Source organism: Sporosarcina sp. P12(2017) (assembly GCF_002743035.1).
GTDB lineage: Bacteria > Bacillota > Bacilli > Bacillales_A > Planococcaceae > Sporosarcina > Sporosarcina ureae.
Window position 1 is genome coordinate 14,663 of sequence record NZ_PDYL01000016.1, and the last position, 25,241, is coordinate 39,903.

Annotated in this window: 26 protein-coding genes and 1 riboswitch; of the genes, 24 read left to right on the top strand and 2 right to left on the bottom strand. The window is 41.1% G+C overall.

From position 1 onward, the window contains the following. The 4 genes from CSV80_RS12990 (at nt 1) to CSV80_RS13005 (ending at nt 4,215) form a co-directional block, all read left to right on the top strand. Nucleotides 1-789, top strand: a complete 789-nt coding sequence (locus CSV80_RS12990; protein WP_029053082.1) for a SigF/SigG family RNA polymerase sporulation sigma factor — start codon at nt 1-3, stop codon at nt 787-789. A gap of 1 nt (nt 790) precedes the next feature. Then, on the top strand, nt 791-2,248 hold the full coding sequence (locus CSV80_RS12995) for a spore germination protein (protein WP_099671073.1): 1,458 nt from the start codon (nt 791-793) through the stop codon (nt 2,246-2,248). An 86-nt stretch (nt 2,249-2,334) separates the two neighbouring features. Then, nucleotides 2,335-3,660 (top strand): diaminopimelate decarboxylase, encoded by a 1,326-nt coding sequence (gene lysA / locus CSV80_RS13000; RefSeq protein WP_099671074.1) that lies wholly within the window; start codon nt 2,335-2,337, stop codon nt 3,658-3,660. 180 nt (nt 3,661-3,840) lie between these two features. Then, nucleotides 3,841-4,215 carry a GNAT family N-acetyltransferase gene (locus CSV80_RS13005; RefSeq protein WP_099671075.1) on the top strand — a complete coding sequence of 125 codons (375 nt, stop codon included), beginning with the start codon at nt 3,841-3,843 and terminating at the stop codon, nt 4,213-4,215. On the opposite strand, the gene CSV80_RS13010 is transcribed toward CSV80_RS13005, so the two are convergent. After that, entirely contained in the window at nt 4,212-4,730 is a 519-nt protein-coding gene (locus CSV80_RS13010) for a DUF309 domain-containing protein (protein ID WP_233208489.1), read from the bottom strand. The two genes, CSV80_RS13005 and CSV80_RS13010, sit on opposite strands and share 4 nt — an antisense overlap. Before the next feature lie 27 nt (nt 4,731-4,757). On the opposite strand from CSV80_RS13010, the gene CSV80_RS13015 reads away from it, so the two are divergent. From CSV80_RS13015 to CSV80_RS13070, 12 genes are all read left to right on the top strand, one after another. Next, nucleotides 4,758-5,489, top strand: coding sequence for a segregation/condensation protein A (locus CSV80_RS13015; protein ID WP_099671077.1), 732 nt, complete (start codon nt 4,758-4,760; stop codon nt 5,487-5,489). A gap of 13 nt (nt 5,490-5,502) precedes the next feature. Next, a complete protein-coding gene (gene scpB, locus CSV80_RS13020; RefSeq protein WP_029053076.1) occupies nt 5,503-6,114 on the top strand; it encodes an SMC-Scp complex subunit ScpB in 612 nt (203 codons plus the stop codon). Next, the gene (locus CSV80_RS13025) at nt 6,111-7,115 is read left to right on the top strand and encodes a D-alanyl-D-alanine carboxypeptidase family protein (RefSeq protein ID WP_233201590.1); all 1,005 of its coding nucleotides are present in this window, start codon (nt 6,111-6,113) and stop codon (nt 7,113-7,115) included. Before scpB ends, CSV80_RS13025 begins: the two co-directional genes overlap by 4 nt. A gap of 107 nt (nt 7,116-7,222) precedes the next feature. Continuing rightward, nucleotides 7,223-7,954, top strand: coding sequence for a pseudouridine synthase (locus CSV80_RS13030; protein ID WP_029053074.1), 732 nt, complete (start codon nt 7,223-7,225; stop codon nt 7,952-7,954). A 104-nt stretch (nt 7,955-8,058) separates the two neighbouring features. Beyond that, nucleotides 8,059-8,595 (top strand): thiol-disulfide oxidoreductase ResA, encoded by a 537-nt coding sequence (gene resA, locus CSV80_RS13035; protein WP_099671078.1) that lies wholly within the window; start codon nt 8,059-8,061, stop codon nt 8,593-8,595. Nucleotides 8,596-8,610: 15 nt separating this feature from the next. Then, nucleotides 8,611-10,269 (top strand): cytochrome c biogenesis protein ResB, encoded by a 1,659-nt coding sequence (gene resB, locus CSV80_RS13040; protein ID WP_099671079.1) that lies wholly within the window; start codon nt 8,611-8,613, stop codon nt 10,267-10,269. Continuing rightward, nucleotides 10,260-11,444 (top strand): c-type cytochrome biogenesis protein CcsB, encoded by a 1,185-nt coding sequence (gene ccsB, locus CSV80_RS13045; protein ID WP_099671080.1) that lies wholly within the window; start codon nt 10,260-10,262, stop codon nt 11,442-11,444. The genes resB and ccsB overlap by 10 nt, the downstream gene beginning before the upstream one ends. A gap of 104 nt (nt 11,445-11,548) precedes the next feature. Beyond that, entirely contained in the window at nt 11,549-12,268 is a 720-nt protein-coding gene (locus CSV80_RS13050) for a response regulator transcription factor (protein ID WP_083035563.1), read from the top strand. Then, the gene (locus CSV80_RS13055) at nt 12,265-14,067 is read left to right on the top strand and encodes an ATP-binding protein (protein WP_099671081.1); all 1,803 of its coding nucleotides are present in this window, start codon (nt 12,265-12,267) and stop codon (nt 14,065-14,067) included. Before CSV80_RS13050 ends, CSV80_RS13055 begins: the two co-directional genes overlap by 4 nt. Before the next feature lie 47 nt (nt 14,068-14,114). Further along, nucleotides 14,115-14,639 (top strand): RNA polymerase sigma factor SigX, encoded by a 525-nt coding sequence (locus tag CSV80_RS13060; protein WP_099671082.1) that lies wholly within the window; start codon nt 14,115-14,117, stop codon nt 14,637-14,639. A 4-nt stretch (nt 14,640-14,643) separates the two neighbouring features. Beyond that, complete coding sequence (locus CSV80_RS13065) at nt 14,644-15,843, top strand: GerMN domain-containing protein (RefSeq protein WP_099671083.1); 1,200 nt, start codon at nt 14,644-14,646, stop codon at nt 15,841-15,843. Nucleotides 15,844-15,915: 72 nt separating this feature from the next. Then, nucleotides 15,916-16,050, top strand: a riboswitch (FMN riboswitch). A gap of 188 nt (nt 16,051-16,238) precedes the next feature. Then, entirely contained in the window at nt 16,239-16,820 is a 582-nt protein-coding gene (locus CSV80_RS13070; protein WP_099671084.1) for an ECF transporter S component, read from the top strand. A gap of 269 nt (nt 16,821-17,089) precedes the next feature. Here CSV80_RS13070 and CSV80_RS13075 read toward each other — a convergent pair whose 3' ends face one another. Beyond that, nucleotides 17,090-17,347: a ferredoxin gene (locus tag CSV80_RS13075; RefSeq protein WP_029053065.1), complete on the bottom strand. Its 258-nt coding sequence runs from the start codon at nt 17,345-17,347 to the stop codon at nt 17,090-17,092. Nucleotides 17,348-17,461: 114 nt separating this feature from the next. On the opposite strand from CSV80_RS13075, the gene CSV80_RS13080 reads away from it, so the two are divergent. The 8 genes from CSV80_RS13080 to CSV80_RS13115 all read left to right on the top strand — a co-directional run bounded on the left by CSV80_RS13080 (nt 17,462) and on the right by CSV80_RS13115 (nt 25,209). Then, nucleotides 17,462-18,490 (top strand): YpbB family protein, encoded by a 1,029-nt coding sequence (locus tag CSV80_RS13080; RefSeq protein ID WP_099671085.1) that lies wholly within the window; start codon nt 17,462-17,464, stop codon nt 18,488-18,490. Beyond that, the gene (locus tag CSV80_RS13085) at nt 18,490-19,929 is read left to right on the top strand and encodes a RecQ family ATP-dependent DNA helicase (protein ID WP_099671086.1); all 1,440 of its coding nucleotides are present in this window, start codon (nt 18,490-18,492) and stop codon (nt 19,927-19,929) included. Before CSV80_RS13080 ends, CSV80_RS13085 begins: the two co-directional genes overlap by 1 nt. Before the next feature lie 148 nt (nt 19,930-20,077). After that, on the top strand, nt 20,078-20,392 hold the full coding sequence (locus CSV80_RS13090; RefSeq protein WP_099671087.1) for a hypothetical protein: 315 nt from the start codon (nt 20,078-20,080) through the stop codon (nt 20,390-20,392). Between the two features lie 100 nt (nt 20,393-20,492). After that, a complete protein-coding gene (locus CSV80_RS13095; protein WP_099671088.1) occupies nt 20,493-21,257 on the top strand; it encodes a metallophosphoesterase in 765 nt (254 codons plus the stop codon). A gap of 27 nt (nt 21,258-21,284) precedes the next feature. After that, entirely contained in the window at nt 21,285-22,247 is a 963-nt protein-coding gene (locus CSV80_RS13100) for a YpdA family putative bacillithiol disulfide reductase (RefSeq protein ID WP_099671089.1), read from the top strand. Nucleotides 22,248-22,327: 80 nt separating this feature from the next. Beyond that, nucleotides 22,328-22,996, top strand: coding sequence for a glutamic-type intramembrane protease PrsW (prsW, locus tag CSV80_RS13105; protein ID WP_099671090.1), 669 nt, complete (start codon nt 22,328-22,330; stop codon nt 22,994-22,996). Nucleotides 22,997-23,105: 109 nt separating this feature from the next. Then, complete coding sequence (gene sleB, locus CSV80_RS13110; protein WP_099671091.1) at nt 23,106-23,903, top strand: spore cortex-lytic enzyme; 798 nt, start codon at nt 23,106-23,108, stop codon at nt 23,901-23,903. Between the two features lie 22 nt (nt 23,904-23,925). After that, nucleotides 23,926-25,209 (top strand): PepSY1/2 domain-containing protein, encoded by a 1,284-nt coding sequence (locus CSV80_RS13115; RefSeq protein ID WP_099671092.1) that lies wholly within the window; start codon nt 23,926-23,928, stop codon nt 25,207-25,209. The last annotated feature ends 32 nt before the right edge of the window (nt 25,210-25,241 follow it).

Sequence of the window (25,241 nt, forward strand, 5' to 3'; positions counted from 1 at the left end):
ATGGAAGCATCTGTTGAGAAGCAACACGCTCTATTGTCACAAGAAAAAATGCGAGAACTCATCAAAGAATCACAAGCGGGTGACAAAGAAGCTAGACGAATGATGGTAGAAGGCAATACAAGACTCGTGTGGTCCATCGTTCAACGCTTCGCTTCGCGTGGTGCGGATTTAGAAGATTTATTTCAAATAGGCTGCATTGGCTTGATGAAATCAATAGATAAGTTCGATTTATCCTATGAGGTGAAGTTTTCAACGTATGCAGTGCCGATGATTGTAGGAGAAATTCAACGTTATTTACGTGATGATGGAATGGTGAAAGTAGGTCGCACCATTCGTGAGTTAAGCTATAAAATTCGTCACGCAACCGATGACTTCTTTAAGAGAAACGGACGTTCACCTTCCATTTCAGAAATGGCAGAAATATTGGAAGTGAAACAGGAAGATATTATTCTAGCCTCTGATGCGCTTCGTGATCCGGCTTCGCTTCATGAACAGTTGTATGAGAGTGATGGGGATAGCTTGACGCTAATGGATCAGCTGCGGGACGATAGGTCGGAAAGAGTATTCGATCATATTCCGTTACGAGATGTCATTACACGGTTAAATAAACGTGATCAAACGATCATTTATATGCGCTATTATTTGGATTACACACAGAGTGATATTGCGAAACGGATCGGAATATCACAGGTTCAAGTATCACGGTTGGAAAAGAAAATTCTAGCCCAAATGAAAACATGGATGGGCGCAGATGCAGAAGAAGCGCTCGAGAAGGTGAGGAGACCTTAATTTGACCGATACACTATTTACGTCCATACGAGAAGGGGAGAGGTGGTTCATCAATCAGTTTGGCGAAGATGAAACATACGATGCGACTAAACGGTTGATCCACCTATGGGATAAAGAAATACTTCTTCTGTATATGAACGGTTTAGTGGATGGGGAGGTCTTAACTACTTTATTGACGGAAATGCAGTATCGTAATGAGTTATTTACTGGTGAATCTGTTGAGAACATTGACCGCGCAATGATGGATTATTTTCCGTACCATTCGCTGGAAATTGTAAAGGATGAAGATCAACTCGCGAAAGTTATTTTAAGTGGGTTAGCTGTATTCATTATGAAAGACGGTTTCACATTCGCACTTGATGTGCGGTCATATCCAGGCAGAAACCCTGAGGAACCAGATACTGAAAAAGTCATACGTGGCTCAAGGGACGGATTTACGGAAAATATCCTGACGAACACGGCATTAATCCGAAGACGTTTACGTACAACGGAACTACGATTTGAAATGCATGAGACGTCCGTAAAAGGTAAAACGGACATTGCCATTGCCTTTATGAAAGGCGCTGCCAATGAAGAACATTTGAATTTTGTGAGAGAACGACTGGATGCATTAAAAACGGATGGCTTGACGATGACCGATAAATCACTCGAAGAATTTCTATTTAAACAAGGGTTTCACCCGATGCCGTTCGTTCGGTATACGGAACGTGCTGATATTTGTGCGGCGCATTTACTAGAGGGGCATATTGCGATCATCGTCGATACATCTCCATCCGTCATTTTAGTCCCTGTTACACTTGTGCATCATTTACAACACGCGGAAGAATATAGGCAAGCGCCTTTAATCGGTACGTTCATCCGGATGGTACGCTTCATGGGGACATTTTTAAGTTTAGTGATGTTGCCGTTTTGGTATCTGATGTCGACTGAACAACAATTCGTTCCGGAAGCGATCAAATATATTGGTCCGAATGAATGGGGAGAAGTTCCGTTATTTGTCCAACTGGTTGTGGCTGATGTTGGTATAGAAGTATTGCGAATGGCCGCAATTCATACACCTACACCGCTGTCGACCGCTATGGGACTCGTTGCAGCCATTGTCATTGGGCAAGTAGCGATTGACGTAGGCTTATTTTCTTCGGAAGTCGTATTATACGTGGCGGTTAGTGCCATTTTCACATTTGCGATTCCGTCATTTGAATTAAGTATTACGACAAAAGTGTTCCGGATTTTCTTACTGGTCTCAACCGCATTACTAGGAGCTCCAGGCTTCTTCATAGCACTTGCTGTGATTTATTATTATTTATGCTCATTAAAGCCGATGAATGTGCCATATTTGTGGCCGTTCACGCCATTCTTCCCGAAAGCTTTGTTGCGTGTGTTGATTCGTTTCCCTATGACAATCGACGATCCGCGGCCGTTTATTACGAACTCGCCTAACCGTGACAGGATGTCATAAAGGTATTTCGAAATCTTGCATGTCGTTGCCACTTTCCGTCTTCTTGTGATAAAGTTATTTGAGAGAATTCGGAAGGGGTATGGGACATGCATCTTTATGGAACACAGACAGTGAACGAAAACGGTCATCTAACAATTGGTGGAGTGGACGTTTCAGAACTGGCTTCACAATATGGAACACCAGTCATGGTCTATGATACAGAGTTATTCAAAGAGCGTGCGCGGGCATTTAAAGATACGTTTGAGAAAAAAGAAATTAGAGCACAAGTTGCATATGCGAGTAAAGCCTTTTCTTCAATCGCAATTTATCAATTGGCAGAACAGCAAGGGTTGTCTCTTGATGTTGTTTCAGGTGGAGAATTATATACGGCAGTAGCAGCAGGATTCCCACGCGAACGGATTCATTTCCATGGCAATAATAAGAGCAGAGAAGAAATAGTATATGCATTTGAAGAGAACATTGGATGCATCGTAATCGATAATTTCTTGGAAATCGACATGATTAAAGAAATTGCAGATGAACGAAAGCAAACGATGAATGTCTTAGTCCGTGTAACACCAGGAATTGAAGCACATACGCATGACTATATTACAACAGGCCAGGAAGATTCAAAGTTTGGTTTTGATTTGAAAAATGGACAAACGGATCAAGCGTTCCTTGCTTTACATGACCATGGCTATATTAATTTCCTTGGCATGCATTGTCATATAGGTTCACAGATCTTTGAAACCGATGCATTCAAATTCGCAGCAGAAGTGCTAATGGAAAGAATGGTCGAATGGCGGAAGAATTATCAATTTATCTGTCCTGTCTTAAATTTAGGCGGCGGATTTGGTATTCGTTATACTGAGGAAGATACGCCACTTGAGCCAGCTATCTATGTAGAAGAAATGGCAGATGTAGTGAAAGAGATGGCTGAGGAATGTGAGTATCCAATTCCTGAAGTTTGGATTGAACCCGGCCGTTCGCTTGTCGGAGATGCGGGAACGACTATTTATTCTGCAGGCAGTACGAAAGTGGTGCCGGGTGTTCGTACATACGTAGCAGTAGATGGCGGAATGTCTGATAATATTCGTCCGGCTCTATATGATGCACACTATTCCAGTGCGCTTGCTAATCGGATGAACGAGCCACATGACCAGCAATGGACAGTTGCAGGTAAGTGCTGTGAGTCCGGCGATAAATTAATTGAAAAAGCCGATTTGCCCAAAGTGGAAACCGGTGATCTACTAGCTGTTTTTTGTACGGGAGCCTATACGTACTCCATGGCCAGCAATTATAATCGACTGCCTCGACCTGCCGTTGTGTTTGTGGAAAAAGGGCAACATCAGTTAGTCGTAAGACGCGAAACCTACGAAGACATCGTTAAATTAGACCTTCCGTTGCAATCAGATGAGAAGGAGAATTTCTAATGAAAAAGAAAAACATTATTCTTTTCGTTTCGATTGTTGCCATGGCTATAATTTGGGGAGTCATCTATTGGTATTTTGTTGTTCCGATAATCGATCCGCGCTATAAATAATCCGCGAGTTGAAGTAAACGGGATATTGGTGTAAACTGTATAAAGGATTTCTGAAAAGAAGGGGTTACTATTGAATCTTATTCGTTTTAAGAAGGCACAAGAGAAAATTGCTATGGGCTTTTTATCTTATATCCCTAGTGAAAAGATGTTATGCAAATTGCAAGAGACTGTTCAGCAATATCTCTGTGTTGAACAGTGGCAGCTATATCTTTATAAAGAAGCAGAAGATTACATCGGATTAATAGGGGTAGAAGTCAACGACAATGACAAGACCTACACTGTTCAGCATATTTCGGTCAATCCATCGTTTCGTGGAGAAGGAATTGCATCTAAGATGATGAAGGAATTGCAAGAGATCTACCCAGGATACGGCTGTAAAAGTACCGAATTTACTGAACCATTTATACAAAGTTGTTTAAGGAAAGAAGAAGGCGCAGATCTTTAACGGCTGCCCTTCTTCTTTTCTTCACGTTGTAAAAGAATATCTGACCTATCCCGTTGCATATGCTTATGAATAACAGATGCGCTGTTTCTTGGCAGTAATGCAAGTAGAGGCTTGAATTTCTCTGCTTCGATTTGCAACTCTGGAGAGATGGGAAGTGGGAATGCATGGAAATCTTCGCCTGATTTAATGCGGGTAAGACAATGCTCTAGCTGCATGATGATTTCATCAATGGCCACTTCTTCGAGATAGTCGCCAAATTGTACAGGCATTTCGTGGAAGCGTGTGATAGCTTTAGTTAAAGTACGCGAAGCACCTGCTGTATTTCCTCTGCGCCAATGATATAATCCGGTAGCCATGAGAATATAGCCGGTTAGTGGATGATCTTTTGAAAAGTTTTTTTGTTCTTTCCAATATTCTTCCAGCACCTCGTGGCACTCGAAATAATCTTGATTGTCATTGAAATACACAATAAACTGTAGAAAAAGAGGATGGTAGTAAGGGTGCATCCAAATCATTCCTTTCTGGTTAGGTAGGTTGGTAAAATGAGTTATAGTGTAAAACTCGAAGTCTTCGAAGGGCCACTTGATCTGTTGTTACATTTGATCAATCGGCTCGAAATTGATATTTATGACATCCCTATGGCGGAGCTAACACAGCAGTACATAGAACATTTGCATGCCATGCGTGTTCTTCGATTGGATGAATTAAGCGAATACCTTGTACTAGCAGCAACTTTGCTGGAAGTGAAGAGCAAAATGTTGTTGCCGGTCAATGAAGAAGAAGCGTTCATCGAAGAATTCGGTTATGAGGAAGACCCGCGTGAAGAATTGATAGCCCGCTTAATGGAATATCGGAAGTTTAAAGAAGCGGCCAACTCGCTTCGTGAGTCTGCTGCACACCGTGATGAGCATTTCACTAAAGAGCCTGAAGACTTAACAGATTATGGTGAAGCGCTTGTAACAGAGACAGAAGACCCGCTCAATGTTTTTGACTTAATTGGTGCATTTCAAAAAATGCTGCACAGAAAGAAGCTGAAACTGCCTCTTACAGCGAGTATAACAAAATCTGAGCAATCTGTCGGGGATAAGATGTCTTCGATCATGAGTAAGTTGGAACTAAGTGGTGGAGAATGTGATTTCCACGCACTTTTTGAAACGACGACTGTACCCGAGCTCGTATTAACATTTTTATCATTGCTTGAACTGATGAAATTACAAGAAGTTCAAGTGCGACAAAGTAATAATTTTGAAGAATTACGAATCTCGTTGATGTGAAGGGATGATAGGAATGAACATCGAAACACGTTTCGTCGGGATGACGGAAAGTTTTTTATTCGTGGCAGGTGAAGAAGGTTTATCTCTTACACAGTTAGCCGCGCTGTTGGAATGCGAAGAGCAAAAAGCAGAACAAGTACTGATATCGTTGCAAGCAGCGTATGACGAAGATGACACACGTGGCATCACGTTGAAAAGTTACGGCGGGAGTTACCGCTTGGTTACGAAGAGTAAATGGGCAGATGACATCAAAAGAATGCTAGAAGATCCAAAACCGTCTACATTTACACAAGCAGCGCTCGAGGTACTTGCCATCATTGCGTACAAGCAACCTGTAACGCGCGTAGAGATCGATGACTTGCGTGGTGTAAAGTCCGAGCGTGCATTGTCGTCGTTGGCTGGTAAAGGCTTCGTAGAGGAAGTGGGGCGCATGGATGGGCCTGGTAGACCTATTTTATATGGCACGACAACTTTCTTTCTAGATCGTTTTGGACTGGCGTCGCTCGAAGATATGCCGCCACTGTCACTTGACGAAGAACAAGAAACATCGGAAGAAACGGATTTATTCATGACGAAATTCCAAGAAGCATTTTCCATTACAGAAGAAGGAGGACATGATGCTTGAGAAAAATTTCGGTCATCGCTCTACTGATAGTCGGATTATTGATGAATCCCACAAGTAGCCAGGCGGCGGGTACGTCATTTGCAGTGATAGACGGAGAGAATGGCAGATTGCTGATGGGATCAAATGAACATGAACCGCTTCCTATCGCAAGTTTGACTAAAATGTGGACGGCTTATACCTTTTTGGGGTTAAAGCCCAGTGAACAGGAGACGGTCATTTCCTCACAAGCCGCGACAGCAGAAGGATCCTCCATTTATCTCGAAACGGGTCAAGTAATGAAGACAAAGGATTTACTGTATGGCTTAATGCTGCGTTCAGGTAATGATGCAGCGCAGGCGCTCGCTGAACATGCGGGTGGCTCACTTGATGGATTTGTCTATCTGATGAATGAAGTAGCGCAAAGTCATGGCCTGGAGCAAACGCATTTTATGAATCCATCCGGTTTGCACGGCGAGCATCACCTGTCTTCTGCGTATGACACAGCTAAAATGTTGTATTTTGCTATGAAGAATCCAGAATTTCGTAAAATAGCTTCTACAAAGAACTATCCTTTTGAAACAGAACAAGGAAAAAACAGTTGGCAAAATAAACATCGTCTAGTAATATCTGAACCAACTGCCGTTGCGGGGAAAACAGGTTTCACAAAAGCAGCAGGACGTACATTGGCTACCTATTTCGAAAAGGATGGAAAGTCCGTCATTGTCGTTACGTTAAATAACGGAAATGATTGGCAAGTCCATAAACAGTTATCCCAGCAAGTTTTCTCTGAATATCAATCGTATACAGCAGTGAAAAAAGGAAAGTATCAAGTATTTCCACATATGATCGCAAAGCTGGATCAATCTGTTAAGTTACTCGTAACGAAAGAAGAAAAGGAAATGTTGTCCAATGTGTTACAAATTCCACAAGCAGATGAACAACAGAAAAAAGGCTACTGGTCTATTTATTTAGGTACAGAACCAATTAAGACAGTAGCAGTAGATATCGAGTCCGAAAAGTGAGTTAAAAACATACTATTTCGAAGATTGACCTACATAGGTCAGTCTTCTTTTCATTTGCCCGAAAGTATGACATAATTTTTTCAGTATGTAACATCAAGGAGGAACCCATGGAAAGATTACAAAAGGTATTGGCCCAGGCCGGCGTAGCATCAAGAAGAAAGTCAGAAAAACTAATATTGGACGGTTTAGTTAAAGTGAATGGTAAGGTCATAACGGAACTTGGGACAAAAGTTAGCAGAATGGACACAATTGAAGTGGAAGGCGTTCAATTGACGAAAGAAACACCTGTCTACTATCTGCTTTATAAACCACGCGGTTATATCTCAACAGTAGACGATGAAAAAGGTCGTAAAACAGTAATGGATTTAGTACCGGAAGTCAGCCAGAGAATATTCCCGGTTGGTCGACTAGACTATGATACATCAGGTGTATTGTTGATGACGAATGACGGAGACTTCTCATATTTAATGACTCATCCGAAATTCGAAATAAAAAAGAAGTATGTAGCCAAAGTAAAAGGCATTCCTACCCGCGATGATCTTAAAAAGCTGGAGACAGGAATTGAATTAGATGACGGCAGTACTGCTCCTGCTCGTGTGAAAATGACAAGTTCGGATAAGAAAACAAATTCTGCCATTGTCGAGATCACAATCCATGAAGGACGTAACCGTCAAGTACGAAGAATGTTTGATGCGATTAATTGTCCGGTTCAAAAATTGAAACGTGAAGAGTTTGCTAACTTGACTACACGCGGATTGAATGCCGGAGAAGCGCGTGAGCTAACGAGACATGAATTGAAACAATTACGCGTATTAGCAGAAACAGGAAAGATTGGCTAAGAAAGCGTTAAAAGTTCACAATCCTATCACTAGTGCGGTGCCAACTGATTTTATGTTTTGGTATAATAGCCAATGGAACGTAAATTAGACAGGAGGTTACATGATTGGCCAAAAAGAAAAACAAAAAGACTATCAGGCTAATTAGCAGAACAGCTCTTCTATTAATTTTAGCTGCAATTATGATCTACGCAATTACTTCAAAAGATAAAGTAAAAGTCTTGGCGGAAGGTGATACAGCGCCTGATTTCGAGCTTGTAGATTTAGAAGGAAATGAACATCGATTGTCGGATTACAAAGGGAAAGGTGTATTCCTGAATTTCTGGGGTACATGGTGTCCACCTTGTAAAAAGGAAATGCCTCACATGGAGGATCTCTATAAAGACTTTGAAGCGAAGGGTGTACATATCCTGACTGTCAACGTAGGAGAACCAAAAGTGAAAATAGAGCTCTTTAGAGACGACATGAACCTTTCATTCCCCATGTTATGGGATAAGAACAAAACCGTTATGGATTTGTATAATATCAAACCATTACCTACAACTTTCCTCATCAATCCAGAAGGAAAGATTACAAAGGTCATTAAACAGGGGATGACAGAGCAACAAATTTATGAGTATTTAGAAAGCATTCAACCAAAGTAAGGAGATTGTTACTCAATGAGCAAAATCATATGCCAATGTGGGCATGAAAATCCTTATGGTACAGAGCTTTGTGAGAAGTGTGGTCGTCCCTTATCTGAGAAAGCAAAGAAAAGTGACATTGTAGATATGCGTTACGAGGGATCTTCTAGAAGATCCCAAACCTATAAGAGTTCCATTATCGATAAAATATGGAACTTCTTCTCCAGTGTTAAGATTGGCGTTGGTATTATTGCAGCGGTATTAATCGCGTCCGCTTTTGGAACAATCTTTCCGCAGAAGTTCTATGTACCTGCCACTACGCCGGAAGGCTACTTGGAATATTATGAACGCCTGTACGGTACGGTAGGGAAACTTTATTACCAACTCGGCTTTTATGATATGTATAATAGCTGGTGGTTTAAAATCTTAGTCGGTATGCTTGCAACATCTATTATTATTGCGAGTATTGACCGTGTCATCCCGCTTTACAAATCTCTTAAAAAGCAACGTACACGTCGTCACCCATCCTTTATGAAGCGTCAGCGAATTTTTGGAGAAGGCGATGTCCAAAATACGGAACAATCCCTTGCGAAAGCAGAAGAGAAACTAAAAGCAATGCGCTACAATGTGAAAACAGAGAATGGTGCAATATTAGCTGAAAAGTATCGATTTTCACGCTGGGGCCCGTATGTCAACCACGTCGGGTTAATCATTTTCATTTCGGGTGTTCTGCTTAGAGGAATTCCTGGTTTTTACGTTGACGAGGCGATGTGGCTCCGTGAAGGGGAAACTCGTAATATCGTTGGAGCACCGGGTTATGTGCTTGAAAATAAAAAGTTCACATTAGAGAACTATACAAAAGAAGAAGCAGAAGAAGTATTCGGTGAGGCGTTAGAGAAGAATGGTGCAATCGTTAAGTCGTACACGACAGATGTTACGTTGTATAAACAAGATGAGGAAGCACTACCTGGTAGCGACAGTCTAGAAAAAGTGAAAGATTACGCCATCAATGTCAACAAACCTTTGAAATTTGATGGCTATAATGTTTTCCAGATGGATTATAAACTGGACGAGCTTAAAAACATGACATTTCATTTGGTAAATAAATCTTCTGAAGAATCTTTGGGAGAATTCACGGTAGATTTAAGTGATCCAGAAAAGGAATATGATCTTGGAAATGGCTCAACTGTCAATATGCTAGGTTTCTATCCAGACTATGATGGAATTAAAGACGGGGAACCCTATTCGAAGTCACCCGTTCCGAATAATCCAGCATTCATTTTTCAGATGAACACACCAGATAAGCCAGAAGGTGAAAAGAGTTTCGTGGCCATTCGTCAAACGTTGGAAGTAGAAGAGAACGACTATGCAATTAAGTTTGCAGCTGCCGAGACTCGTAATATTTCAGGTTTAACGATTCGTAAAGATAAAACACTATATATCCTCTTACTCGGTGGCCTAGTATTTATGATTGGTGTTATTCAAGGTATGTACTGGCAACACCGCAGAGTATGGATTCAAGAAGATACAGATGGACATCTATTGATTGCTGCACATACGAATAAAAACTGGTTCTCTTTACGTAAAGAGCTGGATACATTACGAGAAACTGCAGACTTGCCTACTTATATAGATCGTCAGGATCCTGAGTTGGACAAGCCAGAACAGGAAGGGGACGAGGAAATATGGACTTAGTAGCCATCAGTAGTAATTTATTGTTAGTTTCATTTATTGCATATTTAGTGGCCACATTGTTTTTCGGGGGCGCTATCAAAAAATCAAAATCAGAAAAAGCGTATCATAATAGTAAGTGGGGAACGATCGGTTTAGTTATTACAATCATCGGATTCCTTACTCACTTAGGCTATTTCTTTACAAGATGGGCTGCGTCAGGCCACGCGCCACTTAGTAATATGTTTGAGTTTACGACTGCATTCGGCATGATGCTCGTAGGGGCATTCATCATGCTGTATATTATTTATCGAACACCGTCACTTGGATTGTTCGCGTTACCCGTTGCAATTATCATTATTTCGTATGCAACGATGTTTCCGACAGAAGTTACTCCACTAATTCCTGCACTTCAAAGTAAATGGTTGTTTATTCACGTAATCACAACGGTTATTGGTGAATCTATACTTGCAATCAGTGCGATAGCAGGGCTTGTATTCTTAGTAAAGAATATTGATATGACGAAAAAATCTAAATCACGTTTTTGGATAGAAGCAGTTATGTATACGTTAATTCTTGTTCTTGGTTTTGTCGTATCTTCTACGACATTCAAAGTGATGGACTATGAAGCAGAATTCACGTATATAAATAAAGATGAAGTACCAGCTGAAATTACGTATCACGTTCCTCCGCTATTCGGGATGAATGAGTATGAAGCGATGACACCGGATAAAATGACACCTTGGGTTGAATTGCCTCCGATCATCAATGCGCAAAAAATGTCTTCGCTTGTTTGGTCTATAGCTGTAGGTTCAGTGCTTTACGTATTATTACGGTTGATCGCACGGAAACCTCTCGCCGCGGTATTCCAACCATTAGCGAAGAAGGCCAATTCCCAGCTGATGGATGAAATCGGCTATCGTGCTGTATTGATCGGTTTCCCGGTCTTCACGCTCGGTGCTTTGATTTTCGCCATGATTTGGGCACATGAAGCCTGGTCACGATTCTGGGGCTGGGATCCGAAAGAAGTGTGGGCACTCATTACGTGGTTGTTCTACGCTGCATTCCTTCACCTGCGTTTATCAAAAGGTTGGGAAGGTAAAAAGTCCGCATGGCTTGCTGTCATCGGATTTGTTATCATCATGTTCAACTTAATTGCCGTAAACTTAATTATTGCAGGTTTACACTCATACGCATAATCTTCGACTGCATGACAATAATTGTCATGCAGTCTTTTTATTTCTTTTTATAGGTCAGTAATTGTACAATGGAGATAGAAGGTTGTCGAAAGGGGTAATGAATTGTGGAAGAAACAGTGAAGCTCTTAGTGGTGGATGATGAAGATCGCATTCGTCGCCTATTGAATATGTATTTATCTAGAGAAGGCTATGAAATTGAAGAAGCGGTCGATGGAGCAGATGCGTTAGAAAAAGTGTTTGCTGGACAATATGATTGTATATTGCTCGACGTGATGATGCCTGAAAAAGATGGTATGGAAGTATTAGCTGAACTACGTGAAAATAAAATTATGACACCTGTCATTTTATTGACAGCAAAAGGTGAAGAAGCAGACCGTGTAAGCGGATTTGAAAGTGGTGCAGACGATTACATCGTCAAGCCGTTCAGTCCGAGAGAAGTAGTCTTACGCGTAAAAGCTATGCTCAGACGTTCAGTTGCATTCCCGAATGTGTCGTCTAACACAACGTCAAAAGATTTAGTAGTATTTCCACAGCTGACAATAGATCATGATGCACATCGTGTAACAGCTGAAGGGAAAGAAGTTAATTTGACACCGAAGGAATATGAGTTATTGTATTTCTTGGCAAAATCACCGGATAAAGTATTCGATCGTGAACAATTGCTGAAAGAAGTATGGCATTACGAATTCTTTGGAGATTTACGTACAGTGGATACACATGTCAAACGGCTGCGTGAAAAACTGAGCCGTGTTTCAGACCGCGCAGCGAAAATGATCGTGACTGTTTGGGGTGTCGGCTATAAGTTCGAGGTTCCAAACGAATGATTAGAATATGGAATTCAATTGTCGGGAAGCTATGGGCCACCATATTGCTTCTCGTTTCCTTTGTCTTGTTTATTGTGACACTGTTCCTGCTCGAATTTCTTGATAACTTCCACACGAAACAAGCGGAAGAGTCTTTGCAGAGAGAAGCTACCACCATCAGTAAAATTGTCAATGATTATAACGAACAAACGACAAGTTCCATGACTCAATCCATGAACCAAATTGTAGATGATATCCTCGATTTAGAGACCAATGCAATTGTTGTTGATCAACAGGGGAACGTGTTGTATTCATTCCATACTTCTTCAAGTAAAAAGGAAATTGAAGATCAACTTCTTTCGGAAGGCAGTTTGTTTAATACGCCTGAATCAGGTAAGCATAAAATGAAAGAAATGATATTGCCTTCATTGACAGAACAAGACGTCATGGAGCAATTTTTGATTCTTTCTTATCCATTTGAACAAACAAATGGTGAACAAGCGAGTGTACTCATGTACCAAAGCTTAGATGCTGTGCACCGTACGACGAAAAGCACGACGAACATTGTCTTCCTATCCGCATTCATCGCATTTATCTTAACTACATTCTTTGCATTTTTCCTATCTACGCGCATCACATTGCCATTGCGTAAGATGAAGCAAGCAGCGTTTGAGTTGTCTAAAGGGAATTTTGATACACATTTACCTGTGGCGCAAAACGATGAAATTGGTCAGTTAGCAACTGCTTTTAATCAGATGGGACGTCAGTTGAAATATAATATTGAATTGATTAAGCAGGAGAAAGAACAACTTTCTAGCATTCTTACATCTATGACAGATGCAGTCGTAACGTTTAATCAAGATTATTCAATCCTCCTGAAAAATCCGCAAGCCGAGTTATTGTTGAAAAAATGGTATGGATACAATCAGAAAAATCATCATCCGTTGCCTAAAGAAGTTTTCCATATGCTAAAGCATGCCATTTCATTCGCTGAGGAAGTGGAAGATGAGTTGGAATTGGGTGGACAGTTTTATGTCATTTCCATCAGCCCATTGTACAGTGAAAATAGTATCCGTGGAGCGGTGGCGGTATTCCGTGATATGACGGAACAGCATAAATTGGATAAACTACGTTCGGATTTCATTGCCAACGTCTCACACGAATTGCGAACACCGATCTCGATGTTGCAAGGATATAGTGAAGCCATCATAGATGATGTAGTGAGCAGTGAAGAAGAACGTATGGAAATGGTTCAGATCATCCATGATGAATCCAAGCGAATGAGTCGCCTCGTTACAGACTTGCTGAATCTGGCAAGAATGGAATCCGGCTACATTCAACTGAATAAAAACCCTCTTTCGATTGTGGAGTTTCTAGAACGTATGGTGACAAAGTTCTCACAAGTGGCAAGAGATGCAAAAGTGGACTTGTCTTTGGAGACGGAAGAATTGAATACACTACTCGTAACGGCAGATGAAGACCGTCTTGAGCAAGTGTTTACTAATTTGATCGATAACGCCATCCGCCATACGCCAGACGGTGGAGCGGTGACGCTAGGTGTCTACCGGTCTACCGGAATACTTGATATTACAGTAGCCGATACAGGTGTCGGGATTCCAGAAAAAGACTTACCTTACATCTTTGAGCGTTTCTATAAGGCAGATAAAGCAAGAACAAGAGGAAAAGGTGGTACAGGACTTGGTTTGGCTATTGCGAAAAATATTATGGAAGCACATAACGGTTCAATTTTAGCAACCCTTGGTGAAGAAAAAGGTACCATCTTTATTTGTTCACTTCCATTTGAGGCAATTAATAAATGAAACCTCTCCTATACTGAAACGACTACTACTAGAGAACGGGGGATTGAATGGATGATTCCGTTTTTCAACGATTATATGAAGACTATAACCGTGACGTATTCAACTTCCTCACTTATTTGACTCGCAATCGGGGGGTAGCCGAAGATTTGATGCACGAGGTATATGTGCGGGTACTCAAATCATATGGCCGTTTTGAAGGGAAAAGCACCGAGAAAACTTGGCTGTTTGCGATTGCGAAAAATGTCTCGATTGACTATTTCCGAAAACAATCCACAATCAACAAGCATGCAAACATTCATTTCGATTGGGAAACAGAGCAATTAGCTTCAACTGACCGCTTGCCTGAACATTTGATTGAAGCAGATGAGGAGCAGAAGCAAGTGCTTGAAGCGTTGCACACCTGTACGGGTGATCAGAAAATGGTCATCCTTATGCGCTTCTTTCAGGATCTTTCAGTCGCTGAAACGGCTGAAGTTCTGGGCTGGACTGAAAGCAAAGTAAAAACGACGCAGCATCGTGCAATCAAAGCATTACAAGTGAGGTTGGAAGCGCGTTCCGCGAGGGAGGGGTGATGAGATGAGCAATGACAAGTGGAATGAAGATACTATCGAGAAACGTTTACGTAATATGCCCGTCGTGAAAGATCAGCGTTCCAAAGACGAGATTATGCAACGATTAAAAGAAGATGCGAGACTTTCTGAGCCAAACGGACCGAAGAAGAGACCGTCGAAATCCAAGTGGCCATCAATTATTGCAGCTGTTGCGGCGATTGTATTGCTCACCATCATCGTGCCGACATTCATTCAGCAAAACAATGAAGTATCGATGGATAAAGCAACGACAGAGGAATCGGCTGATCCTATCGTGATGGAGGATAGTGAAGAAATGCAGTCGAATGAAGCGAGTGATGCATCCGTGTTTACAAAGCAGGTTTCAGCGCCGCTCTCATACGCCGCTTATCCTGCCGACATCTTGGATCACACAGCGTTTCATATTGGCTTGGCTACCGATCAGGCAACCATTGTCCCCGTAACATTCCTAATACCGAATGAACGTCTCCCTGAAGGCGTAGAGACATCACCGGATGCAGTCGCGCTGTATAATGAGTATGCGAATACAATAGATGAAGAGGCGCTCGGTTTTACAGAGTATCATCCGTATAAAGCGATGATATCTTCGAACGGTAATCAAGTTCAAATGAAGTTCACTGCGGACCATACCTATGATAGATCGAGTGCGACACTTGAAATGTTGAATCTGTCCGTGCAAAATACGTTTCAAGGATACGATGAAATACAGTTTTTACAAGAAGATGCATCGCCAATGACGTTTGATCAAATAGGTCAAGTGGATGAACCGATCGGCTTGTCAGGAGTGGCTTCGCGTCAAGCGTATTATCGATTTGTAAAATCAGATGGAGAAGCGGTACTCTCCACTAATTTTGGTAAGACTTCCGAAACGGTGGAGCAAGCTTTGAATGATATGAAGAAGTCACCGAATGATATCTATTCAACTGTGGTCCCTGAAGGAATAGACTTCACGGTTAAAGAAGTTAAAGGTATTGTCAACGTGAAATTTACTGAAGTGCTTGATTTAGATAAGTTGCAATCAGAAGAAGCAATGCAACTACTAGACGGCATCTTGTTGACGGCGGCAAGTTTCGATAAACAGGTAGAATTTGATCAAGTCGCGCAGGAACAATGGAATAAATTTGACTTCACTCGGCCATTGGAAAAGCCGTTTGGGGCAAATCCAAAGTATCTAATTAACGAATAATTCTGTTTTGTAAACTTGTGAAGTTTACAAAACAGTTTTTTTACGCTATAATAGGTTCATAATTAAATATTGATTCATCTTCGGGGCAGGGTGTAATTCCCGACCGGCGGAAATGAAGTAGAATTCTACTTTTAGCCCGCGAGCTTAACGGCTGATTCTGGTGAGATTCCGGAGCCGACAGTATAGTCTGGATGGGAGAAGGTGAAGGTGCAGCCATCTTTTTGTGTACGCAAAAGTGGTGCTTGTTTCCTGACGGATAAGTTTGTAAATTATCTGTTCTTAACAGTGCATTTTACTCTCCCTAAAGCATATTTTGCTTTAGGGATTTTTAGCGGAACAATAGATGAGCCAGCCTTTCCTCTTTTGAAGTGAATCGCAAAAGGAGAGAGGAACAAGTGAATAACAAGAAGTTACGTAAGCTAATTTTGGTGGCAATATTGGGAAGTATTTCAACTGTATTAATGCAGTTCAACTTTCCGATCCCGGCAATGCCTGGATTTTTAAAGATTGATTTTAGTGAGATCCCTGCTGTTATGGCAATCATGACGATGGGACCTGTTGCAGGTATAGGCGTAGAGCTATTGAAGAACGTCATGCACTGGTTCTTATCAGGAAGCCCGACAGGAGTACCGGTAGGAGAAGTCGCAAACTTTGTGACAGGTGTATTATTCATAATGCCAATCTACTGGATTTTCACGAAGTATCGTTCAGCTAAAGGTCTTGCATCAGGTTTGATCGCAGGTACAGTAGCAATGGCAATAGGTATGAGCGTATTAAATTACTTAGTGTTCTTGCCAATGTACACATATTTCCTAGGTATGCCAGCAGTTACAGGCGACTCGCTGTATCAGATGATCATATTGGGAATCTTACCGTTCAACCTGATCAAAGGTGTCATGCTATTAGCCATCACGTTGATGTTATATAGAAGCATGGAGAAGTGGATTCTCCAGCAACAAAAGAAGTTATCATTCTAAACAAATATGCGCCAGTCTTCCAGAATATTAGGGAGACTGGCGTTTTTTATGCTAGAAGAGAAATTGATATAGTAACGTCAGTAGATTTCCACACCAGCTGGGGAGCGCGGCCATCTTCTGTTGCAATCCTTACATAAAAGGTGGATACATCTAGTTCACTCACATATCAAATGCAAATCCCCATGCCAATACTAATGCCAACCTTATTAATTAATTCAACGCATTAAAAAACAACACATCCAATAGTAGGAAGTGTTGTCGGGATTGAATCAATCTTCATATTTTAATGGATCGCCTTCGAAGGCCTCATCCGCAATTTTAATTGAATCGGTAGGGCAGCCATCATATGCATCCTCGAGATCCTCCATCAGTTCTTCTGGAACTTCAGTGTTTCCCGTGTTATCATCTAAAATAACAAATGCAATCCCCTCATCGTCATAATCATAAATATCCGGCGCAGCAGCCCCGCACGCCCCGCAGGCTATACATGTATCCTGATCGACAATCGTATACTTTTTGCTAGACATTTGTCTTTCTCCCTTCTTCCATTCACTCAACCTATTTTGTATCTACTCTATTCTAAAGCTGTTTTCATCACTTTTCAACAAAAAAACGTTATTTCTTCAGGGGGGGTAGCTCAAATGAGTTTCGATTCCATCTTATTAACGATCTTCCAACGTCTCCATGGTGAGCGTTCAGCGCAAGGTGTCTACCATATACTTCGTGGAAAACGATCGGGACAGACGTTACAGGACGTTGAATATTATCAAGTCAAATCATACTATGCATTGTTGCCACAATTGACAGCAAGCGAATTCCAGCAAGCGTTAGAGCGGATGCAAGCGGATGACCTAATATATATAAATGAACTCGTCTATGTGACAGCAAAAGGTCAGATGGCGACAGGTAGCGAAATGTGGCGATTTAATGGCTGGAATTACCGCGGGCGAGAAAGAGAGTTCGCCAGACGGTTGGCGTTGCTAGTTCAGACATTGTCCAATTTACGCAGTAGTGAAACAATGTTCATGCCAATCCAGAAGGAGTTGCCTACGCAGCAATTTGTCAAAGGGTTCTTACGTAATCAATCAAGTAGCATGATCAGCCTATCCACGTCACTGCGAAAAGAATTGGAACATGTGCTAACTAATTCCTCATTAACAGATTTACAACGTATGATAGTGAGCAGTCGATTAACGGGGTACCGGCTCACTGCGTCTACTTGGGAACAGATGACGGATAGTGTAAATCTACCGGTTAAGACTATACAATTGTACTATATAGAAGCATTACATATTATGCTCGATTTCATACAACAGCGACCCAACTTGTCGTTGCTGACAGAATTAGCGGCAGGTTGTAAAGTGGACACATATTTGACTCAATCTGCAGAACGGACACGGAAACTATTCGAGCGGGGCTATTCGGTAGAGCAAATTGCTTCTTTACGAAATTTGAAATTAAGTACAATAGAAGATCATTTCATTGAAATGGCAGCGAATATGGATGGCTTTCCATATAAAGATTTTGTAACGGAAGAACAAATAGATGCAGTTTGGCGTCATGTTGAACAGTTGCAGACTAAACGTTTGCGTTTGTTGAAACAGCAGTGCCCAGAATTATCGTATTTCCAACTGCGATTAATCATCATGATCGGAAGGAGGGAGAGTTGATGGAACTTCAAGACGTGTTGCGTCAAAAGTTTGGTTATGAATCATTTCGACCTGGACAACAAGAAGTCATGACCGAGTTGCTAGCTGGACGAGATGCCGTGGCAATTTTTCCGACGGGTACGGGGAAGTCACTTTGCTATCAATTACCTGCATACATGCTCAATGGTGCAGTGATTATCATCTCTCCTCTCGTTGCGTTGATGGAAGATCAAGTGGCTAACTTGCGAAAACATAAAGAGAAGCGGGTTGTCGCTATCAATTCATTTTTATCGAGGCAGGAAAAGGAATTGGCGCTTTCTACTTTAGCGCAGTATAAATTCATTTTCTTATCGCCTGAAATGGTGATGCAGCAACATGTTCGACAGCTTGTTCAACAATTGCCTATTGCTTTCTTTGTAGTAGATGAAGCCCATTGTATTTCAGAGTGGGGATTTGATTTCAGGCCAGACTATTTACGATTAAAGGAATTATTCTCAGTATTAGAAAGAGCACCAGTACTGGCATTAACTGCTACTGCGAATGAGAAAGTAGTGGAAGATATTACAACTTACTTACACATGAGAAATCCTCACATCGAACGACAGTCGATCGATCGTCCGAATATATCATATCGAGTTATGCATATGGATAATGAATGGGTAAAAACAGAGTGGATTATACAAAGGCTTGCTACGACAATCGGTCCTGGTGTTATTTATGTAGCTTCACGGAAACGTGCGGATGAACTCGCGGCAATGATCCGAGAAACTGGAATTCCGACAGCCAGCTATCACGGTGGCAAGGAGCAGGATGAACGATCCATAATTCAACAACAATTTGTACAAGGTGAACTCGAGTGGATTTGTGCTACCAATGCATTTGGCATGGGAATTCACAAAGATGATATTCGGCAAGTTATTCATGAGCATTTACCTGCTACGCCAAGCGCTTATATCCAGGAAGTAGGACGTGCAGGCCGTGACGGGGAAAAAGCCGCGGCCACTCTTCTGTATAGTGAGCGGGATATTCAGAAAGTGAAGTTCATAGTCTATGAAGATCTGCCAGATGAACAGCAAACTCTTTATTATCATTCTTTACTGCAATCAGGTACTGGGAGTCAATTGGCTGCTGAACAAGCTGGACTATCCGAAGTTGCCGGTCGTTTACTTGATTATTATTTGGAGCAATCTGATGTTGAAAATGTCATTCGACAAATTCACCAAATATATCAAGTGAAAGAGAAACAAATTGCGGAGATGGAGTGCTATGTAAAAAGTGATAGCTGTTTGCGAGAAATATTAGTGCAGTTTTTTGGTGAAAACACCTCACCTGCAGAAGCGGATTGCTGTTCAAACTGTCAAAATCTTGATGACGACTGGCTGATTAAGTCGGAAACATCGACTGAACAAGTAGTTGAAGTGTTACAATGGCGCGAACGACTGCATCAATTATTAGGTTGATGCAATCTGTCTGTATTTACTTTTTAGACAAAATTCGGCATAATAGAGATAGAAGAGTTTGTAAGCGGACGTACTTTTCACGGATGAACAAAGGAATTACATCATATAATAGCAACAGACATTATGCGGTGTGAAGGAGAAATTAGACATGTTAAACGAACAGTATAAAATGGATTTTGAACAGCAGCGAAGAGAGATTAAAGAAAAAGTGCCTTTCGATAAACTTCCTTCTCGTGCTGAAGTACACGGAAAGAAGAAAGAGGAGCAATATGGTCGTGTGAAAGTCATCAATATTTTTCTGGCGATTTTTACTTTAATACCTATTGTTATACTACTCTATGTATTATCGGATCTCTATTCTCCTGACGTTCCCGATCAAGTGCCTGTTGAAAAAGTCGAGTTATCGGTTGGGTTTTACCCGGCCATGACAGATTACATGCATGCCGTTTCCTACGTGCAGTAAAATGGTTAGGGATTTTATTGGATTCTTGCTATACTACTAATGAAAATTACTACTACAAAAGCAAAGTAGACGCTTTGCTTTTTTCTATGGGAGTTGACTAATGAAAAAGGTTCGAATAGCGGGATTATCAGTTTTTTTGTCAGCGACAACTATGCTGACGTATATGTATGCCTTAGCCCATCGGAATCGTGTGCTTACACATATGTTACATATTAATTCCACTCCAACTAATAAATTGAACGTGTTCTTTATTTCGGATATTCACAGGCGCAGTATTCCTCAGTGGCTGATTAATGATTTACGTACGCGTTCTATTGATGCAGTGATCGTCGGTGGAGACGTGGCAGAAGGTGGCGTGCCAATTGAGCGAATTGAACGCAACATGCGCTTACTCGCTTCGATAGGACCAATTTTTTATATTTTCGGCAATAATGACCAAGAAGTAGGTACAGAAAATATACTACGTGTAATGGAACAAGTTGGTGGGAAAGTGCTGGTTAACAGTACTGCATCGATACCGAACCATCCATGTTTCGGTATATGTGGGCTGCAAGATCCAAATAACGGGAAAGTAGAGATTGATCAGGCCGTGGATTCTGCAAAAGGATATGATCATCTAATCCTGGCTGTACATAATCCTTCCTATTTTCGAAAGTTTGAAGAAAAGTTGCAACCGGAATTATCTCTTGCCGGCCATACACATGGAGGCCAGATTAGACTGGGACCTTGGGGTATGCAAGACCTTGGTCGTTTCGAGACGACGGGAAACAGCGCGAAATTAATTAGTAATGGCTATGGAACGACGATGGTGCCGTTGCGTTTCGGTGCAAAACCCGAATGTCATGTCGTGGAAGTTCATTACTAGAACGCAAAAAATAGGAGAGAAGATATCATGAATTCTGTAGATGCAGTAATTGTCGGTGGCGGTCCATGTGGCTTGTCGGCGGCAATTGAATTACAAAATATAGGTTTGTCGGTAGTGGTGATCGAAAAAGGAAATATCGTGCATTCTATTTATAATTATCCGACTCACCAAACATTTTTTAGTTCCAGTATGAAATTATCGATAGGCAAGACGCCGTTCATTACAGCTATCGATAAACCAAAGCGTAATGATGCTCTAGTCTATTATAGAACTGTTGCGCAAATCGAAAACTTGCAGATTAACAGTCATGAGCGAGTAGAAGATATAGATCAACAGCATGGTCGATTTGTCGTGACAACGAATAAAGCGGTTTATGATGCGAAATATGTCGTAGTGGCAACAGGATATTATGATCAACCGAATCGTTTACATGTCGAAGGAGAGAATTTGCCTACTGTCTACCATTACTTCAAAGAAGCACATCCGTACTTCAATAAAAAAGTGACAGTCATTGGTGGGAAAAACTCCGCTGTCGACGCAGCGCTGGAATTACAGCGTGCAGGTGCGCATGTAACTGTCGTCTATCGAAATGAAACGTATTCGAAAAGTGTGAAGCCTTGGATATTGCCGGGCTTTGATAGTTTAGTGCGTAACGGTCAAATCGATATGCATTTTAACGCGTGTGTAACGAAGATTACTGAAAAAGCGGTTACCGTCAATCAGCAAGGAACTACATTTAATCTTGAAAGCGATTATGTCTTTGCAATGATCGGTTATCATCCAGATCATGCATTTTTACGTAAAATAGGTATTGATGTTGATGAACAATCAGGACGGCCTGTTTTCAATGAAGATACGATGGAAACGAACGTTACTAATTTATTCATCGCAGGTGTCATTGCAGCAGGTAATAATGCTAATGAAATTTTCATCGAAAATGGTCGTTTCCATGGCGGAATGATTGCGCAATGTATTGCACAAAATAAGTGAATGGATGAGTCGCTTGCCTTTTAAGTCAGGCGGCTTTCATCGTATAGGATGTGATATACTAGCGACATGAGGAGGCGCCTATGTTTATTTTACTGACAGTCGCAATAGCGCCGGCGCTGGCACTTTTCAGTTATTTGTATTTACGTAAACAAATTGCCAAGGAGCCATCCAAGACGCTATTCCATGCATTCATTTACGGTGCAATCATGACATTTCCCATTTTGTTTATCCAGCATGTATTTGAAGAAGAGCACGTATTTACTAATGATTTTTTTCGCAATGTGTTATTTACGAGCAGTTTAGAAGAATTTTTTAAATGGATTATTATTTTTATTCTTGTATATAAAACAACCGAATTTGAAGATGCCTATGATGGAATTTTATATGGAGCAAGTGTGTCGCTCGGCTTCGCTACAGTGGAGAATATCTTATATTTACTGTCTTTCGGTTTGGATACAGCTTTTATTCGTGCGTTATTACCAGTTTCAAGTCACGCGTTATTTGGTGTCGTCATGGGATATTACTTTGGTAAAGCTAAGTTTTCTGCAGTGTCAGAAAAAGCGAAATGGATCACCGTTGCATTTTTGGCGCCATTCTTGCTTCATGTACTCTACAATTCGATTTTATTTACCTATGATTATTGGCTTTATTTAATAATCCCTTTCATGTTGTTCCTTTGGTGGTTCGGGCTGACGCGAGTGAAGTACGCGCACACTTTTGCGATGCAACAATTTAGAAAAAGAAATTAATCAAACTTTTAGAAATCCGTCTGAGGAAATCAGACGGATTTTTTGCCTTATAAAATACTGAATATTGGACAAACTACAAGGAAGCATAATTTATTGGAGGTGGATGTCGATGAAGCGAATTACAAAACGCTTCCTATTTTTATTACTGGCAGGCATCATGATGTTTTCTTTCTTTGCGAGTCATAGTGAAGCATTCAGTGGACGTGATTTGGCTAAAGGTGCAAAAGGAGACGATGTCATTGAGTTGCAAGCAAGGCTTCAATATATCGGTTTCTATCATGGAGAAATCGATGGTAATTTCGGATTTGGAACTTACTGGGCATTACGCAATTTCCAAGAGCAATACGGATTACCGCTTGACGGAATTGCAGGTAAAGGAACCCAGAAGAAGTTGAAAGGAATTTCTGATTACGATGAAAAATATGTAAAAGGACAGATAGCTAAAGGACACCAATTTACTTATTACGGTGGTCAGTCGCTGGAATCGCAAGTGAAAAAGGGAAGTGCGCCACATAAGCAGTCGCAAACCCAAATGCAAGCACCACCTAAATATACCGATCAAGATATTAATTTATTGGCCAATGCAGTATATGGTGAATCTCGTGGAGAGCCATATGAAGGACAAGTGGCGGTAGCAGCGGTTATTTTAAACCGGGTCGAACATGCAGATTTTCCTGATTCAATTGGTGGCGTCATTTTTCAACCAGGAGCGTTTACTGCGGTTGCGGATGGACAGATTTGGCTGACTCCGAATGAGCGCGCGAAAGAAGCGGTCATCGATGCAATCAACGGCTGGGATCCTTCAGAAAACGCAATTTACTATTTCAATCCAATAACGGCTACTAGTAAATGGATTTGGTCGAGACCGCAAATAAAGAAAATCGGTCTACACATATTTTGTGACTAAAGAAAGGAGGACCTAGCTTATTATGAAGCAAATGATTTTCATACTGACCTATGCATTTATTGTATTGGGGATATATACGTTTGGAACGGTGCGTGAAAATGAAGATTTATCGATTGCGTTAAATGGTCAATACTCTAAAAGTATGACAGATGCCTCGCAAAAACTTGGCGAGTTGGAAGAAGCAGTAAATAAGTCGTTACTCTTTGAAGATCAGAAAAGTTCTGCAAAAGAACGGGAAGATATTTGGCGTTTATCTTCAGACATCAAATCATCTATTTCCTCACTTCCTGTAGATGAAAGTTTCTCTACTTCTTGGATGAATTACTTAGGACGGTTAGGGAATTTTGCAAAGGAATCTACAGAACAAGGTGACCCAGATGAATATTATGGTGTGATGAAGCGTGCTTCAGAAAATTTGAATGAACTGACAAGTGAATGGCAGTTGGCGACAAAAAATATGTTTTCAAGAAGAATGTCCATGAGCAACTGGGAGAAAAAATTGCGTGACTCACCCGATGGTCAGGCGAATTGGTCGAAAATGGGCGAGTCAGTTATGGAATATACAGAAGCAGTATTTCCTTTAACAGCAAGTGAGTCTGATGCAGAAAAGAAAAAAGAGTTGCGTAATATTAAAGAAAAGAAAATTACCGAGGACGAGGCGATTCAAAAATTCAAAAAGCTTCTCCCGAGTGTGTCAAATGATATCATTGCAGCGGAAAAAAGTAGAAAAGGTGCGCCATATCCGTTTTACCATATTCGTTTTGCGGAAAACTCTTCAATCGGCTATTTAGATTTAACTGAAAAAGGTGGACATGTTCTGTCGTATCTCGTGGAGCGTCGCATGGGCAAGCCGACAGTATCATATGAAGAGTTAGAGAAAATGGCTGATGAATTTTTACAGAAGGCGGATTATAAGGATCTGGTTTTAGAAGAGGCTAGAGAAAATGATAACGCATGGCACTTTGTTTACGTTCGGGTGTCTCCTGAAAATGATGCCAAAGTATTCTCAGACCCGATTCATATCAAATTAGCAAAAGACAACGGTGAAGTGATCGGTCTGAATGCGTCTGAATACATTCGTAAAGAACAGCCGAAACCACAGCCTATTCGTACAGCGGAGTGGCACACGTTCTTTAGACCGGATGTTACAGTAATGGCTCAGGAGCTTGCGTACGTGGAAAATAGTCAAAAGGAGCAACGCTTGGCGCATTATTTAACAATCGTTTCTGGAGAAGAAAATTTGGAGACGTACAAGATTCTCGTTGACACGGAGACGTTAGAAGTCATTACGACAGAAAAACAATAAAAAAGGATTGGAAAAATTTACTCCACATGACA